General features: G+C 48.0%; 13 protein-coding genes. All 13 read right to left on the bottom strand.

The window, feature by feature from the left end; all coding sequences use genetic code 11:
• Positions 1–121 precede the first annotated feature (121 nt).
• The 13 genes from MKY01_RS00335 to MKY01_RS00275 all read right to left on the bottom strand — a co-directional run bounded on the left by MKY01_RS00335 (position 122) and on the right by MKY01_RS00275 (position 16,142).
• A complete protein-coding gene (locus MKY01_RS00335) occupies positions 122–1,072 on the bottom strand; it encodes a peptidyl-prolyl cis-trans isomerase (protein ID WP_339284954.1) in 951 nt (316 codons plus the stop codon).
• 23 nt (positions 1,073–1,095) lie between these two features.
• Complete coding sequence (gene hslO / locus MKY01_RS00330; RefSeq protein WP_339284952.1) at positions 1,096–2,016, bottom strand: Hsp33 family molecular chaperone HslO; 921 nt, start codon at positions 2,014–2,016, stop codon at positions 1,096–1,098.
• A gap of 73 nt (positions 2,017–2,089) precedes the next feature.
• Entirely contained in the window at positions 2,090–2,860 is a 771-nt protein-coding gene (locus MKY01_RS00325) for a type III pantothenate kinase (RefSeq protein WP_026081372.1), read from the bottom strand.
• A gap of 6 nt (positions 2,861–2,866) precedes the next feature.
• Positions 2,867–3,733: a carboxylating nicotinate-nucleotide diphosphorylase gene (gene nadC / locus MKY01_RS00320; protein WP_076254636.1), complete on the bottom strand. Its 867-nt coding sequence runs from the start codon at positions 3,731–3,733 to the stop codon at positions 2,867–2,869.
• Entirely contained in the window at positions 3,730–5,370 is a 1,641-nt protein-coding gene (nadB, locus tag MKY01_RS00315; RefSeq protein ID WP_076329919.1) for an L-aspartate oxidase, read from the bottom strand. The genes nadC and nadB overlap by 4 nt, the downstream gene beginning before the upstream one ends.
• Positions 5,371–5,405: 35 nt before the next feature.
• Positions 5,406–6,344 carry a quinolinate synthase NadA gene (gene nadA, locus MKY01_RS00310; RefSeq protein WP_036606114.1) on the bottom strand — a complete coding sequence of 313 codons (939 nt, stop codon included), beginning with the start codon at positions 6,342–6,344 and terminating at the stop codon, positions 5,406–5,408.
• Positions 6,345–6,643: 299 nt separating this feature from the next.
• The gene (gene ftsH, locus MKY01_RS00305; RefSeq protein ID WP_036606115.1) at positions 6,644–8,689 is read right to left on the bottom strand and encodes an ATP-dependent zinc metalloprotease FtsH; all 2,046 of its coding nucleotides are present in this window, start codon (positions 8,687–8,689) and stop codon (positions 6,644–6,646) included.
• 100 nt (positions 8,690–8,789) lie between these two features.
• Positions 8,790–9,329 carry a hypoxanthine phosphoribosyltransferase gene (gene hpt, locus MKY01_RS00300; protein ID WP_017691352.1) on the bottom strand — a complete coding sequence of 180 codons (540 nt, stop codon included), beginning with the start codon at positions 9,327–9,329 and terminating at the stop codon, positions 8,790–8,792.
• Between the two features lie 52 nt (positions 9,330–9,381).
• Positions 9,382–10,821 carry a tRNA lysidine(34) synthetase TilS gene (gene tilS, locus MKY01_RS00295; RefSeq protein WP_339284950.1) on the bottom strand — a complete coding sequence of 480 codons (1,440 nt, stop codon included), beginning with the start codon at positions 10,819–10,821 and terminating at the stop codon, positions 9,382–9,384.
• A 44-nt stretch (positions 10,822–10,865) separates the two neighbouring features.
• Positions 10,866–11,813, bottom strand: a complete 948-nt coding sequence (locus tag MKY01_RS00290) for a protein kinase (RefSeq protein WP_036668459.1) — start codon at positions 11,811–11,813, stop codon at positions 10,866–10,868.
• On the bottom strand, positions 11,797–12,549 hold the full coding sequence (locus MKY01_RS00285; protein WP_076329918.1) for a VWA domain-containing protein: 753 nt from the start codon (positions 12,547–12,549) through the stop codon (positions 11,797–11,799). Before MKY01_RS00285 ends, MKY01_RS00290 begins: the two co-directional genes overlap by 17 nt.
• Positions 12,550–12,634: 85 nt before the next feature.
• Positions 12,635–15,142, bottom strand: a complete 2,508-nt coding sequence (gene spoIIE, locus MKY01_RS00280; protein ID WP_339284947.1) for a stage II sporulation protein E — start codon at positions 15,140–15,142, stop codon at positions 12,635–12,637.
• 472 nt (positions 15,143–15,614) lie between these two features.
• Complete coding sequence (locus MKY01_RS00275) at positions 15,615–16,142, bottom strand: S1 domain-containing RNA-binding protein (protein ID WP_076292124.1); 528 nt, start codon at positions 16,140–16,142, stop codon at positions 15,615–15,617.
• Between the last annotated feature and the right edge of the window lie 95 nt (positions 16,143–16,237).

The raw sequence follows: 16,237 nt of genomic DNA, 5'->3' as shown, positions 1-16,237 counted from the left end.
AACGTTAACCCTTATTGTCAATATGAGTACTCAAAAAAAATACTCTGCCTTTGGCCCTAAGACCGCAGACAGAGTATTTTTATCAAGATGCAGCAGTACGAGACAATCTTTTCCATTGCATTCAGGAGGCAGGAATCTCGGACAGGATTACGGCTTCATACTTGTTACGCAGCATTTGCTCTACCTGCGGCAACGGATCAGCCTGACTCAGAGCCAGTTCCATTCGAATCTCCTCACGGACTTCTTCGGCAGATTGCACCTGGCGTTCTTCTTTATCATTAAGTCTGATAATAACATAACCTTCTTCCACTCGAACCGGTCCGGCAATATCGCCTACATCCAGCCCAGCAGCAAGTTGAAGGATTTCTTCTGACTGGAATGGATCATTCTGCTCAATCCACCCCAGCCTCCCACCAGCATCACGAGAGAAGCTGTCTGTCGATTGCTTGCGAGCAGCTTCTTCAAAGTCCTCCCCCTTCTCCAACGCATCCAGTAAGGAATCGGCTTCATCTTCTTCCTTCACTACGATGATGGACAAGTCATATTTCTCGGGGGAAACGTAATCCTCACGGTGTTCAGTCCAGTAATGCTCAATATCTGCATCCTTGATCTGTATGCCGATCGTTGCGATTTTCTCAAGCAGCAGCCTGTAGCCGGCTTCCAACTCAAGTTCCTGTTTCGACAGGCCCAATTGAGACTTCATTTCGTCAAAATATGATTTCTCTGAATCGTACCCATCCATCGCGGCGGCAAGTTCTCTTGCAATCTCTTGGGGAGTGACGATCAGCTTGCGTTCAATTGCTTCGGCAAATACTGCTTTACGGTTTAACATCTGGAGTAATAACTCGCTGCCATAGCGTCTTTTCAGCGCATCGGTCCACTCTTTGTCCGTGATAACTTCTCCGTTGATCGTCGCTACGGTGCTTCCTTCTTCCGTATTAGCATCATGGGATGCATCTGCCTCGTCCTTGCCCTGTCTGAGACCATGCATAGCCATCACACTACCCATGACCAGCATACCTAGCGTCAAGACAATTACAGCCGTCCACAACCCTTTTTCCTGTCTTGTCATTCCGCATCCCGTCCCCGCATAGATCAGTTCTTGGCTTGCTCTAGGATGGTCTCAAGTTGTTCTTTGTTAAAGTCATAGGCTTCATTACAGAATTGGCAGACCACTTCAGCTTGGCCCTCTTCTTCAATTAATTGCTCCATCTCCGTTTGGCCCAGGCTGATTAGTGTCTTCTCTACCCGCTCACGTGAACACTCACAGCTAAAATGAATATCCAATCCTTCCATCACTTGTACATCTGGCAACAATCGGCGAAGCAACTCTTCCAATTCAAGTCCCTGCTCCAGCAACGTCGTCACTGGCGGCAACGTACTAATGGCGTTTTCGATCGCCGTGATCTCTGGATCTGTCAATCCCGGCAACAGCTGCATAATGAATCCACCTGAGACAATAACGGAATTATCCGTATCAACGAGCACACCAACGCCTACAGCAGAAGGGGTTTGCTCCGATTGAGCAAAGTAGTACGTGAAGTCTTCGCCCAGTTCTCCTGAAATAATAGGCACACTGCCACGATATGGCTCTTTCAGTCCCAAATCCTTCGTTATGTTGATGAAACCTTCCGTTCCAACTGCGCCTGCAACGTCCAGTTTTCCCACACTATTGCTTGGCAAATGTACATGCGGATTAGAAACATATCCTCGTACTTCGCCTTTCGCATTGGCATCAGCTACAATCTGTCCAATGGGCCCATCACCGTTGACTTGTACCGTTAGCTTCTCTTCACCTTTGAGCATTGCACCCATAATGGCTGCTGTTGTAACCGTACGCCCCATGGCAGCTGTAGCCGTGGGAAACGTATCGTGTCTTCTGCGTAGTTCCTCAACCAGTTCCGTAGTCTGGATAGCAAAGGCTCTTACCTTTCCATTCATTGCTGTACCACGAATTAACCGGTCATGCTTGTTGTTGTTTTCCAAGTCATTCAGCCTCCTTTGGCGTATCACCATAATAGTCGTAACACAGAAAAAACGGCACAACACTTAAGCTGTAATCTCAGCCCGCTGTATGCCGTCACTATGCTCACCTTTCCCGGTTCCGCTCATATATAATACGCAGCCCTTCAAGCGTAAGCAGCGGATCAACTTCCTCTATACTACGGGTTTCTTCTGCGATAAGTGTAGCGAGACCACCCGTCGCGATAACTCGGGGCTTCGCTCCCATCTCCTCGCGAATACGTTCTACAATACCATCTACCTGCCCTGCATAGCCAAATATAATACCCGCTTGCATGGCATGAATAGTATTACGGCCAATGACCTTTTTAGGTTTCTCCAGCTCTATACGAGGCAACTTGGATGCCCGCTCATAGAGCGCTTCAGTGGCGATCTGAATGCCAGGTACAATAGCTCCCCCCAGGTAGTGACCTTTCTCGTCAATACAGTCAAAGGTCGTTGCAGTACCGAAATCGACCACGACGAGAGGGCCGCCATACTTCTCAACGGCTGCCACTGCATTAACAATACGATCTGCACCCACTTCACGAGGGTTCTCGTATCGCAGATTCAAGCCAGTTTTGATACCAGGCCCAACGAGCAAAGCTTTTTTGCCTACATACTTCTCACACATCGCTTCGATTACATTCACCAGTGGCGGAACCACAGATGAGATGATGACACCTTCGATGTCACTTGCCCTGATGCCGGACATATGAAATAAATTATAAATCAATACGCCGTATTCATCCACTGTTGACTGACGTGATGTACTCAGACGAAAGTGGTGCAGCAATTCCCGGCCTTGATATACGCCGAGCACCATATTGCTGTTCCCCACGTCTACAACTAGAATCAAAGAGGTTCACCCCTCTTTCTTTTCATTTAAATCCAGACTAATATCCAGGCTCTCAAAGGAATAGGTTAACCTGCCAACCGAAATTACATCCACACCACTCTCTGCAATACCACGAATGGTCTGAAGAGACACGTTACCGGATGCTTCAACCTTCACATGAGGAGCCTGTTCACGAATAAGTTCAACCGCTTCACGCATCCGCTCTGGATGCATGTTATCCAGCATAATGATATCTGCCCCGGCTTGCAAGGCTTCTCTCACCTGCTCCAGATTTTCAGTCTCCACTTCAATCGTCATCGTATGTGGGATAACGGTTCGCGCACGCTGTACCGCCTCGGTGATTCCGCCTGCACCCTTGATGTGGTTATCCTTAATCATAACGGCATCGTACAGTCCAAATCGATGATTCGCTCCGCCACCCACGCGCACTGCGTATTTCTCAAGTAGTCGGTGGCCCGGCGTTGTCTTACGTGTATCCACGAGCCTGGTCTCAAGACCATCCAGCACATCCACGTAGGCACGCGTACGCGTAGCTATTCCGGACATACGTTGCAGCAAGTTAAGTGCCAGTCGTTCCCCCGTAAGCAGTGAATGTGTACTTCCCTCTACCTCGGCCAAAATCGTGCCATGGGTAACCTTGTCTCCGTCTGTTACCTTCGGTGTAAATACAAGATCAGGATCAACGACTTGAAATACAAGTTTAGCTACGGTCATGCCTGCAATAACACCATTGTCTTTGGCGTGTATAATGGCCTTGGATTGGTTGCCTGCTGGAATCGTCACACTTGTTGTAACGTCACCTGCACCAACATCTTCACGAAGCCAGTTTTTGATTGATTCGATAAGCCCTTCATTATATCCATTCAGTATCATGACATCAATTCCTCCACAATCGCTTGTTCTCGCTGCTGCAGACTATGCTTCTGCCACACGATATCATCACGTGCCGGGAAATCCTCACGATAGTGAGCCCCCCGACTCTCCTCGCGATGTAATGCACCGCTGGTAACTAACCAGGCACAGGTCAGAAGGTTGGCATACTCCAGCTCTTCCTTATGCGTGAGTGTCTGATCAAAAAATTGCAATTCCTGTTGCAACTTGTCCATGGCCTTCTGCAGGTCCTCACCATTCCGGCGCAAACCTACCTGACGAACCATCATTTTCTGTAGTCGTAAACGTCTTTCAGATATAGGTTTTTGCTCTTTCATGATCTTGCTATTCATGTTATTCATGTCCACAGATGAAGGCGTAGCCCCTCTTGCTTGTAATAAACCAAGCGGAGGGAGAGATTGAATACGATCAACAATTCTCCGCCCAAATACAATCGCTTCTGATAAAGAATTGCTTGCCAGGCGGTTGGCTCCATGCACTCCTGTAGAAGACACCTCGCCACAAGCAAATAATCGGGAGATGTTGCTCTCTCCACTTAAATCCGTTTTCACTCCACCCATCATGTAATGGGCAGCAGGTGCAACGGGAATCCAGTCCGTTGTCATGTCTAATCCATAACGCATACAAGTCTCATATATGGTAGGGAACCGATGCTTGATCATCTCTGGCTGTTCATGTGTAATGTCCAAGTACACAAAGGTACTGTTGGTGGACTCCATCTCACTAACAATCGCTCGTGCCACGATATCGCGTGGGGCAAGTTCAAGCTGGGCATGATAACGATCCATGAAGCGCTCACCCTTCACATTGCGCAAATATGCTCCTTCGCCGCGTACGGCTTCTGACACAAGGAAACGCGGGGCCCCAGGGTAACATAGAGAGGTGGGGTGGAATTGGATAAATTCCATGTCACGAACAATAGCCCCAGCCCGATAAGCCATGGCTACACCATCGGCAGTAGCTACATCCGGATTCGTCGTGTATCGGTACAGTTGTCCTGCCCCACCAGAACAAAGAACGGTTGCCTGTGCCTTCACGAACACTTGCGATCCGTCATCCTTCTGAACCAGAGCGCCAATGCATTCCCCTCGATCTCGATCCGTAATCAGGTCAACAACAAAATGCTCATCCCATACTTCAATCCCAGGATGTTCATTCACTTCAACAGCAAGCGCACGTACAATCTCATATCCCGTTGCATCTCCGTTGGCATGCAAAATACGGCGGTGGCTATGCGCACCTTCCTGCGTCAACGCCAACTCGCCGTTCTCCAGATCAAATAAAGTACCCAAACGAATCAGTTCCTTCACTCCGTCGGGACCCTCATTCACCAATACCTCTACCGCTTCGGAGCGGCATAAGCCCGCTCCTGCTACAAGTGTGTCCTGCAAGTGGTAAGCAGGCGAATCATCCTCAGCAATAACCGCAGCGATGCCTCCCTGCGCATATCTGGTGTTACTTTCAAGTAATGACTTCTTTGTGATCATTAATACACGTTGTTGTTCGCTTGCCTTAATGGCAGTAAACAAACCAGCAATCCCTGAGCCTATAACCAGTACATCCGTCTCTACCATGGGTAGCGCAGACAGATCGAAATCAACTAAATATTGCGGTATCATGTTATTCACCTGTCTTGGAGCAAGAGTAGCGCATCCTACTTTACCAACAACATGCGCTCTAGCGATTCTCTGGCTTTGTCGGCAACGGCCGGTGGCACGTAGATTTGCGGCTTCATCGTTTCCAGGCATTTCACCAGTTTCTTCAAGTTGTTCACCTTCATGTTGGGACATACGAGGAACTTGGTAGCAAAGTGGAACTGTTTATCCGGACTATCCAGACGAAGCTGATATCCTGTACCATCTTCGGTACCTACGATAAATTCCTTCGCTGATGAATTTTTGCAATACTCCAGAATAGCTGTTGTGCTGCCTACAAAATCACCCATTTCTACAACCTCAGGGCGACACTCTGGATGGACAACAAACTCCGCATTGGGATGCTTGGCTCTCATCTCCACCACATCTTTGACTGTAAGCATATCGTGAGTGTTGCAGTAACCTTCCCATATAATCATTTTCTTGTCTGTATGCTGCTGCACATAATGTCCCAGGTTTTTATCCGGTACCCAGATAATTTCGTCGGAATCCACCGATTGAATAACCCGGACTGCGTTCGCTGATGTACAACAGATGTCAGTCTCTGCTTTGATCTCAGCCGAGGAATTGATATACGTAACCACCTTGGCATTAGGATGTTGTGCTTTCAATTTGCGTAGTCCATCCACATTCACCATATCTGCCATTGGGCAGCCCGCACGTTCGTCCGGGATAATAACTGTTTTATTTGGCGCAAGAATTTTAGCGCTTTCACCCATAAAATGAACACCACAGAAAACGATCACATCCGCATCTGTCTGTGCTGCCTTCTGGGCTAACAGAAATGAATCTCCACGGAAGTCGGCAACCTCCTGTACTTCGTCACGTTGATAATAATGGGCAAGAATAATGGCATTACGTTCCTTCTTCAACACCATAAGCCGCTCACGCAGCTCGCGGTTCATCTCAGCCTTGCGCTCTAAAGCCAGAGCTTCCACCTGTGATCCTCTCCTTTATCGGGACAGCGTCATGCGCTGTTTCGTGGGCTAACCTAAGTCGTTATCTTCGCTTGAGAAACGAATCACAAGCGGTTTAACAACTAATTTACACAACGTTCACGACTCTGTCAATAAATGAAAAAGGCCCGGGACAGCGCTGTAACCACCTGTTTGCTAACTGGTTCGCCATCTAACTCCCGTTTATCTTTATCTATCCTCTTTTAAAATAATGGATAAAAAAAGAGAGCCTCGAGGGCTCTCTTGATTTCACCTGCTATCATAGCCAGATGTATTATGCATTAAGACGTTGGCTTCGTTCCGCCATCATCCGGGTTATTGTTATTACCCTTTTCCAGATTCGGAGCTTCGTTTGGAATATCTCCGGCTGGTGGCTCAGGCGTTTCATCTTTACCTTGAATACGAACACGCACATCACCGATGGTGTCGATGATTGGCTCTCCGCCTTCAGTTGGTGTGCCTTCACCATCATTGTCATTCTCTGCTTTTGGAGTCAAAGAACCTGTTTCGATCAATTGCTTGATCTGATCCATTTCCAAAGTCTCAACCTCAAGCAAAGTTTGAGCGATCAGGTGCATCTCTTTTGAATGTTTAACAAGCAAGTCCTTACACTTCTCATAACAGTCATTAATAAAGCGTTGCATTTCCTGATCAATCTCGTAAGCAATGGAATCCGAGTAATTCTGTTCATGACCGATATCCCGACCAAGGAATACCTGTCCTTGTGAACTTCCGAATTGCATAGGTCCCAATTTCTCACTCATACCGTATTCCATAACCATGCTGCGAACAATACCTGTCGCTTGCTGGAAGTCACTGTATGCACCAGTACCAATTTCTCCGATGAACAATTCTTCAGCTACACGACCCCCGAGAAGTCCGGTTACTTTATCCAGCAATTCCTGCTTGGTAACCAGCATACGGTCTTCTTTTGGCAACATGATTACATATCCACCCGCACGTCCGCGCGGAATAATGGTCACTTTATGTACCATATCAGCATGTTCGAGGAAGTATCCAACAATGGTATGACCTGCTTCGTGATAAGCAACGATTCGTTTCTCGCGATCACTGATGACACGGCTTTTCTTCTCCGTACCAACGATGACACGGTCAATCGCTTCGTCAACTTCCTTCATGGAAATATCTTTACGGTTACGACGCGCTGCAAGCAATGCCGCTTCGTTCAAGAGATTCTCCAAATCCGCACCAGAGAAACCTGTTGTACGCTTCGCGATAATATCCATCTTCACATCTTTGGTCAGTGGTTTATTACGGGAATGTACTTTCAGGACAGCTTCACGACCTCTTACATCAGGGCGGTCAACCGTAATTTGACGGTCAAAACGTCCTGGACGCAGCAAGGCAGGGTCCAAAATATCTGCACGGTTCGTTGCGGCAATGATGATAATACCTTCATTAACTCCGAATCCGTCCATCTCAACGAGCAACTGGTTGAGTGTCTGTTCACGTTCATCGTGACCACCACCGAGACCAGCACCACGCTGACGTCCTACAGCATCAATCTCATCGATAAAGATGATACATGGGGCATTTTTCTTCGCATTTTCAAACAAATCACGTACACGTGATGCACCGACACCGACAAACATTTCCACGAAGTCGGAACCTGAAATAGTGAAGAATGGTACACCCGCTTCACCGGCTACGGCACGAGCGAGCAATGTTTTACCGGTACCTGGAGGCCCTACGAGCAATACGCCCTTAGGAATCCGCGCACCTACTGCTGCGAATTTACGAGGGTCCTTGAGGAAGTCTACAACCTCAACAAGTTCCTGTTTCTCTTCGTCAGCACCCGCAACATCTTCAAATGTAACCCGCTTCTTCTCTTCGTTGTAGAGACGAGCACGGCTTTTACCAAAGTTCATTACTTTACCGCCGCCGCCTTGAGCCTGATTAAACAGGAAGAAGAACAGCAGGAACATAATGATCAAAGGAATAAAGGAAGTCAGCAACGTCAACCAGATGCTGTCACCTTTCATTGGCTCCTGATGATATTGGAAATTGTTAGTTTCACTTGCAGCTACAAGCTCACTAATTGCCTCATCCGTAGGAGGAATATACGTTGAGAAATTTTCTGATTTGGCGCCATCAGGTGCCTTCTTGTATTGACCGGTCACGAGATACGTTTGACCGTTGAATTGAACCGTCAATTCAGAGACATTGTTGGCTTTGATCGCTGCACGCAACTGATCATATCTAGGATTATCGGTGGCTTCGCCGCCATTGCTGACGAACTGGACTATCCCCACCACAACTAAAAAAAGAATCAAATAAAAACCAGAATTCCGGATGAACCGATTCATCCCCTACCTCCTCTCGAGACACTTTAATTATTTTAACATAGCCCGACATGGCTTCTCAACAGAAGCCAAGAACAGCTCAAGGCTTGGGTCGGGCAGGATATTAGCTACTATAGACTTCCGGCTTCAAAATCCCGATATAGGGCAGGTTCCGGTACTTCTCCGCAAAATCCAAACCGTAACCAACGATGAACGCGTCAGGAATGTCAAAGCCTGTGTAATGAGCTTCCAACTCAACTTTACGGCCTGAAGGCTTGTCGAACAGCGTGACCACTCGCACCGACTCGGCACCGCGGTTTTCTAGCAGTTCAATCAGATAGCTGAGTGTAAGTCCGCTGTCGATAATATCTTCGACAATCAGAACTTCCCGTCCTTCTACGGATACATCCAGATCCTTAATGATTTTGACAACACCTGATGACTTGGTGGAAGCGCCGTAACTGGATACCGCCATAAAATCCATTTCAACAGGTACCGTTATGTTTTTAACCAAATCAGCCATAAATATAAACGCACCCTTGAGCACACAAATGACCAAAGGATTGCGATTTGCATATTCGGCACTTAGTGTTGCGCCTAATTCCTTGACTTTACTCTGAATTTCTTCTTCACTGATCAATACTTCCTGAATGTCGTTCTGCAACTGTGCGAACCTCCTAAGTTATACTATGAAAGCCTTACCTGAACCATAACCACTACCCCTGAATCGCTGAATCGCCTACAGTCATGTACAGGATTGCGGAAGTGCCCTCCCTGACAGGAGCCACATTGGACCGTCGAACACCCGGTAACCAGATAATATGACCTGCTCCATCACATACCACAGGAATACGTGGACGGACAGATGGGGGGATTTTCTCATCGATGAAAATATTTTTCACCTTTTTGCTTCCGTTTAATCCCATCACTTTCATGGTATCTCCAGGTAACCGTGAACGCACAACCAGCGGCATAAGCAGTTGATCCGCATCAAACGCGGCTTGATCCGCCGATTCCGGTACATGATAGTCCTCGGGACTCACCGTCATCAACCGAATATACCGGTTAATTGGGGTGAGTGAAAGCTCATAAGTTCCACTCCATTGCGCAAGACGATACTCGTAAGATTGATCCTGTACGTCCGTCCGTATGCCAAAAGAAATCAGATTATACTCCCGAGTGCAGGCGAGTGTCTGTCCTATATCCAGGCTCCAGGTCGTCACATGGGTCTCCATGACCTTGCGCCGAATGGTTTCTATACGGGTAAAGTCGACAAAATCACTGTCCAAAGGCAGATAATTCAATATTAGTTTAATCAACCTTCGTTGTAAAGCGACATGTAACTTCAAGAAGGAAGGCACCTCAAAGGTTTGCCTTCCGCCGTTCACCTGCACTAGACACCTGTATGTGTCATATGCACTCTGCTCAATGAAATCGTCTTCATCACCCACAATTTCGGCAAGCCGATTCAATGACGGCGTGAGTTGTCCATTATACTGCCCCAAAAAAGGAAGCACATCCAAGCGAATGGCATTACGCCGATATTTACGCAGGGCGTTGCTCTCATCATTGAAATACATAAAACCCTGGGTATTACAAGCTTCTACAAGGTCTGTCTTGTTTATACGAAGGCATGGACGAATAAGTTCCACATTTTTTTCTCGTCTTTTAAACTTCATTCCTGAGAGTCCCGACAAGCCGGTTCCACGAAGCAAATGAAGCATGACCGTCTCCGCCTGATCATCGGCATGATGTGCCAAAGCGATGCTTGCCGCATTATATTTGGAAGCCACTTCGTGCAAAAAGGCATATCGCTTGTTGCGGGCTGCTTCCTGTGGTCCTTGACCCGTCAGCTCCATATATGAAGGTACATCGGCCTTGGTCCATTCAAATGTAATACCAAGCTGCTGTGCCAGTTCCATCATTTTCTCGGCTTCATCATCAGATTCACTCCGGAAGCCATGATGCACGTGGGCACAGATCAATTCAAGTGGCACATGCCGCTTGCTGATCTCGTGCATGATATGCAAAAAAGCTACCGAGTCCGGCCCGCCCGATACTGCGACGACAATCCGATCCCCGGGAACCCATAACTGATGCTCTTCCGCTGCATCCAGCACGTTCTTCACCAGCATGTTCCAGCGTAAAGCCTCCATACCTGTTCCTCATTCCTTGCGTTATGTATATGCACTCTCACAGATCAGAAAAGTAGTGCATAGATGAGCACTCCAATAAGTAATATCACAGATACAGCAAATGCGTTTTTAAGCCAGCGCGGTGTTGTACTTTTGGAACGACGGCGGAGAGGCGTGGGGCGTGCCATCATTTCCTTCCACCCTTGTGCCGCATGACCTGCATCACGAAACTGACCTCGTAATGCCTGAGTCGTCCAATTGCGAAAAGGACCCAGTCGTTCACTGCGCTCCACCAATGCTACGAGCTGATTCACACTTCGCAGTTGCGGTAATCCTTCGGCTGCCAGTGCCTTGAGCGCGTCTGCTTCAAGTACATGAATCAACAATAATGCAAATGCAAATACATCATAGGTACCATCTGCCGTACGGCTACCTGCATTCCAGAAGCCCCGATCATACCATTCGGTGAACTGTTTGACACTTCGACCAATCGACGTAACTCCGCCGTAGTCGATCAATTCCACCTGCCCATAGTCGGATACCAACACATTCTGAGGTTTGAGATCACCAAACACCCATCCTGCCTGATGCAATTGTGCCAGCTTCTGCAAGAGTCTAAGTCCCACCAGAAGTGTCCAGTCTGTCCCCTGACGCCGAATAAAGTGATGAAGTGCCTCACCTCTAACGTAACGCATCACATAAAAGGGAATATCCCGGCCACGAACGGCATAATCATCCACATCTTTAAGATAGGAAGGAATGCCGCTCTGCCGAAGGGCCTCATGATTACGCTGTAGTTGAAAAGATTTGAGCACATTGACTTCCGATTGCAGATCAACCGGATCAAATCCCATTTTTAGCGCATAGTGTTTGCCATTTTCACCCCGTTGGACAAGAAAAACGATGCCATTAGCTCCTTTGCCCAGTAGCTTCCGAATCGTGTAACGACTGCGATTCCATTTCCCTGTAACCACTGTTCCTGGCGGGAAAGAGGCGTCAGACAACGTTGTCACCGAGCATCCCTTCTCTTTCAATGCGATAGTTCCCTTCTATTTCCTGCTGTTTCTCCAGTGTACCATAACGGTAAAAATCAATCACCTTCTGAATTGCAGGACCTGTCGGCGTTGCACCCTTCATCTGCAACCTTCCAAACAAGGACCGAACACGGCCTAGATCCGTTGTCCAGTCAATATCCATTACCGCATCTTCTCCGCTGTGTCGTCCGGGAAAATGAAATACGGAAAGCTTGCTCTGACCTATACGCGCCTGCAAACTTAACATTAAATCACGAATGCCTTCTTCTACCGCAGCCAGTTTGGGCTTCATGCTGGCACTGACGTCTATTAGCAATATAACCTGTAACGCTGTAGTTTCAGCCATATCATCCATCACTTCAACGACCCGGGCGCGTTGTGCAGGCTCCAGATCGGTTACCGTTTTGGGCTCCTTCTCTCCCAAAATTTGTGTTAACTCTCTATTAACCGCTTGCTGAATGGTCTGAACCACCGTTTTCCTTGTCATCATCTGCATCGTATGGGCAAGCTGACGTGTACCTACAATCTGGCTGATTCCACCTCCGGCTCTGGCAATATCCTCAATCTCCCGGCTACCCAGCTCACCAATGGTTCCATAATCAATCACGCCAACCACATTAACCGTAATCCCCTCTTCCAGCGCTTCGGCCGCTGCCAGCACCGGACTTGGTCCTACATTGGAACAACCGTCGGTGATCAATAAGATTTGTTTCATCCGATATCCCTCCGTTATTCGTTACTCTCCAACTCTATGACTAGCATTGCCAGAATGAAGAGACTTCAAACAGAAGAATATGCAATTAACTGACGGTCCGTGGACGCTCCATCCGGTTGATGCCAGGCACACGCAGTGTGGCCCATTCAGGGCGGAAATGCTCTACTTTTCCAACAACGACGGTCATATCATCCAATATCTCATGCTGCTGATATCTTATGACACTTTCAAGCAGGCAATCGGCCAAATCTTGTGGATCATCTGTATCAATCTCTTGAATGAGCCGTTTCATCCATAACTCTTTGTTCACCGCATACCCCGGTGCATCATAGATGCCATCCGTCATCATAATGAGGATATCCCCCGGCTGAAGCTGTACCGTCACCAGATCAACTTCAATATCTTTAATAATACCGATTGGCAAATTGCTGGCTGAAACCTGAATAACCTCCTGTCCTCGTTTGATAAAACTTGGCGTCGATCCGATTTTCATAAACGTGGTCTCTGCCGTATATTCATCGATCAGCGCCATATCCACTGTTGCATACATCTCTTCAGGGGAGCGCAGCATCAGAACGGAGTTCACGGATTTGATGGCCAGTTTCTCGTCCATGCCGGACTGTAACAACTGTTCCAGTATGTTCAGCGCCGCGCTGCTCTCCATGCGTGCCCGTTCTCCATTGCCCATTCCATCACTGAGCGCCACAGCGAATGTACCGTTGCCTAACTCAACCGTACTGAAGCTGTCGCCTGACATCACATCTCCCCCTTTTGCGGCGGCAGCAACACCCGTGGTAACCTCGAAGGTTTTGGCCGAACCAAACGTGACGGTTGCCAGTCCCTGACGAGGATCGGTCATGGTCTCATGCAAGACGGCAATATGCTCGTCCAGTACATCCGAGATCAGCGGAGCAATCATTTTCCGGCACTCATCGAATCCACGTGTATATGCATGTACAATCTCAATCTCTACATTGCCCGCTTCCAGATTGATGATCTCAATGGAGTGAATGGACAAGCCCAGTGACTCCAGTGCGTCCCGAATCTGCTCCTCCTGCTGTACCATCTCATCACTTTCCCGCTGAATTTCTTTGGCCAGGTCCTCCATGACCTGAGATACACCGGACAATTGCTCTGCAACCAGCTGCCGGCTATCGATAATTTGACGCTTCCATTGCATGTTATGTTGATGCAGTCCATACTGGGCACGCATGACCTCAAGGACCTCTTCAGGTTTCGCACACACCCTGTTCCAGTCGACTGGAATCTGCTTGCCTGAAATCTCGGGGTTTCCTTCAATCGTACTCATCACGTCCGTCATATATTTGTAGGTTTGAATAAACTTCGCATCCCAGCATTGTGTACGCTTGAAGCAGCTTGCACATGTGCCCTCGGCAACCGCATTCATGAAATGGTCCATTCCACCTTCTTTCTGTACCTGCTCCCCTGCACCGGACATCTGATCAAAGCTACGTGACAATTGACGGAATACCTGTGAGAACCGGGTTACCCGTTCTGCCGTGATATCCCGTATCCGTTTGGCATACTCATGCTGCGATTTCGTATGATCCTGCGTACCCGGTACATATTTGGATATCGCCGTCATCAGGCTTTTAGGTGTTAACATGAATAGTACGATAGCTGCACACGTCTCCCATAATGAGTTCATCACATCGCCCGGTCCGCCCAGATATATGGATAGAATGGACGAACCCAGTAGCATGCCCAGTGCAACCGCCGCACGTTTGCCTTCTCGAAGCATACCCGCCAGCATCCCGGCAAAAGCAAGCAGGCTCATCTGATACACCGCTGACATGTCAGCCAGACTCAGAATCAAGCCGGTAATGACCCCAACTGAGGCTCCAAGGGGGGCTCCGCCCACCAGCGCAAAGATTAATATGAGATAACGGGAGAGCATATGCTCGACGGATAAAGACTGAATGGTCCACCCTACGGCTCCCGTCATAACGGAAGCGAGCAATATGATCAGGCAGAGGATCTCCTCGTTCTTTAGGCTGAACTTTTTTTTGCGGTAAGTGAAGATCGGTATGGCTTGTATAAAAACAAGGGTGAGCACGAAACTTAATATCGAATCCATCGTGAGCATCAGCATCGCGTACCAGCTGAAGGATGATCCAATCACAACCGCGAATAACTTGACCATAAATGTAGTCGTAAACACCATCGTTGGTGCATAAGATAACTCAGCACGATCATATGACTCCAGACCGCGGAAGAGCAGATAAAAGATGGCGATCTCCGATGCAACAATGAGTGGTACCGGAAACGGTGCAAAGAGACTACCTGCGAGTAGAGCGGCGCCTACCGGAATGATGTAATCCCTGCGCATGAAAGCAATTACGGCGAAGTAAGCAATGGCAAAGGGAGATAACTCATTCAGGATCATTGCCTTTCCGAGCAGGAACCCCATAAACGTAAGCAACAGTACCCATTTGCGGGAAGCAACCATCTGGACAGCCTTGCGGGAGCCAAGCCATTGTTTCAGACGTACCGACAGCTCCTCCCGAGCTTCCGTACCTCCTTTACCTGCTTTCATTCCCGGAAATTGAATGACATTCCACTTTTCCATCATCCTCAAGGCACCCCATTCGATTAATTTGAATTTTCGTGTTTCGTTCTCGATGGTTCTGATTATAGATAGATTAGAAGACGTAGTTTGTCAGAATAGGTGGGCAGGGTCCAAAAAGTTTACGACAAAAGAAACAAGCCTGGCGCGGTGGAGCGAAACCCCGGCCTTATTGTGGTTTCATTCATTCTCCTACTTGATTCCGACAATCGGAATGTCTGATTTTGAACCGGAGATGGTTTGGTCTCGCCACCATTTGAGCAGGATAACTGTGGAATGCCACGGAAACCTGTCGGTAAAAAATGGTAGACGACAAATGTTCTTATGGTTTCATTTTGCCGTGCAGAAAAACTGGGGATATGGAGCTTCACCTTACAAAAAAAGCTATTCAACTACTTATCTGTGAAAGAAACGCAAAAAAACCGTTAGCCCATGGGCTAACGGTTTTACTTATATGTTTAGATCAGGTTGTGACAGATTACACACGCTTTGCTCCACGGCCTCCGCGTTTGCCTTCTGTGTTCTTCTTAAGCGAAGAGATCCGCTCTTCACTATCTTTCAGGAAGCGTGACATTTTATCCTCAAATGAAGGTTTGCCTGCTGCGGGCTTGAAAGAACGGCCTCCGCGGTCACCACGGTTAAATCCACCGCCGCCACCACGACCTTGGCCACCACTTGGGCCTCCGCCGCTGAATCGTTCGCGATCTCCTCCACTGCGTTCCGGTCTAGGAGCTCTCGGGGGTCTAGATTGGGTTTGTTGCTCAACCGGTTTGTCAACAGCTTGCTTAATGGAAAGTCCGATCTTGCCATCCTTGTCAACGTTGATAACCTTCACTGTAACGAGGTCATTCAGCTTCAGGTGGTCGTTGACATCTTTGACGTAATTGTCGGCGATTTCCGAGATGTGAACGAGACCCGTGACACCTCCTGACAGATCCACAAATGCTCCAAAATGCGTGATTCCTGTCACCTTGCCCTCTAACTTGGTGCCCACTTCAATTGCCATAGAATAAAATGATCCTCCCTTAAAAATATACAACCCGATTTTTTGAATGCCAAAATCAATGCTGCGCTAATGTAATTATACCTTATGCCATAAAC

Source organism: Paenibacillus sp. FSL R5-0486 (genome assembly GCF_037975155.1).
Taxonomy (GTDB): domain Bacteria; phylum Bacillota; class Bacilli; order Paenibacillales; family Paenibacillaceae; genus Paenibacillus; species Paenibacillus amylolyticus.
This window is presented reverse-complemented; position numbering and strand designations above follow the sequence as displayed.

What these genes read in the sequence shown, in the direction of transcription:
- MKY01_RS00335 (WP_339284954.1), bottom strand. Translation starts at nt 1,072, where the DNA reads ATGACAAGACAGGAAAAAGGGTTGTGGACGGCTGTAATTGTCTTGACG.
- hslO (WP_339284952.1), bottom strand. Translation starts at nt 2,016, where the DNA reads ATGGTGATACGCCAAAGGAGGCTGAATGACTTGGAAAACAACAACAAG.
- nadC (WP_076254636.1), bottom strand. Translation starts at nt 3,733, where the DNA reads ATGATACTGAATGGATATAATGAAGGGCTTATCGAATCAATCAAAAAC.
- nadB (WP_076329919.1), bottom strand. Translation starts at nt 5,370, where the DNA reads ATGATACCGCAATATTTAGTTGATTTCGATCTGTCTGCGCTACCCATG.
- ftsH (WP_036606115.1), bottom strand. Translation starts at nt 8,689, where the DNA reads ATGAATCGGTTCATCCGGAATTCTGGTTTTTATTTGATTCTTTTTTTA.
- tilS (WP_339284950.1), bottom strand. Translation starts at nt 10,821, where the DNA reads ATGGAGGCTTTACGCTGGAACATGCTGGTGAAGAACGTGCTGGATGCA.
- MKY01_RS00285 (WP_076329918.1), bottom strand. Translation starts at nt 12,549, where the DNA reads ATGAAACAAATCTTATTGATCACCGACGGTTGTTCCAATGTAGGACCA.
- spoIIE (WP_339284947.1), bottom strand. Translation starts at nt 15,142, where the DNA reads ATGATGGAAAAGTGGAATGTCATTCAATTTCCGGGAATGAAAGCAGGT.
- MKY01_RS00275 (WP_076292124.1), bottom strand. Translation starts at nt 16,142, where the DNA reads ATGGCAATTGAAGTGGGCACCAAGTTAGAGGGCAAGGTGACAGGAATC.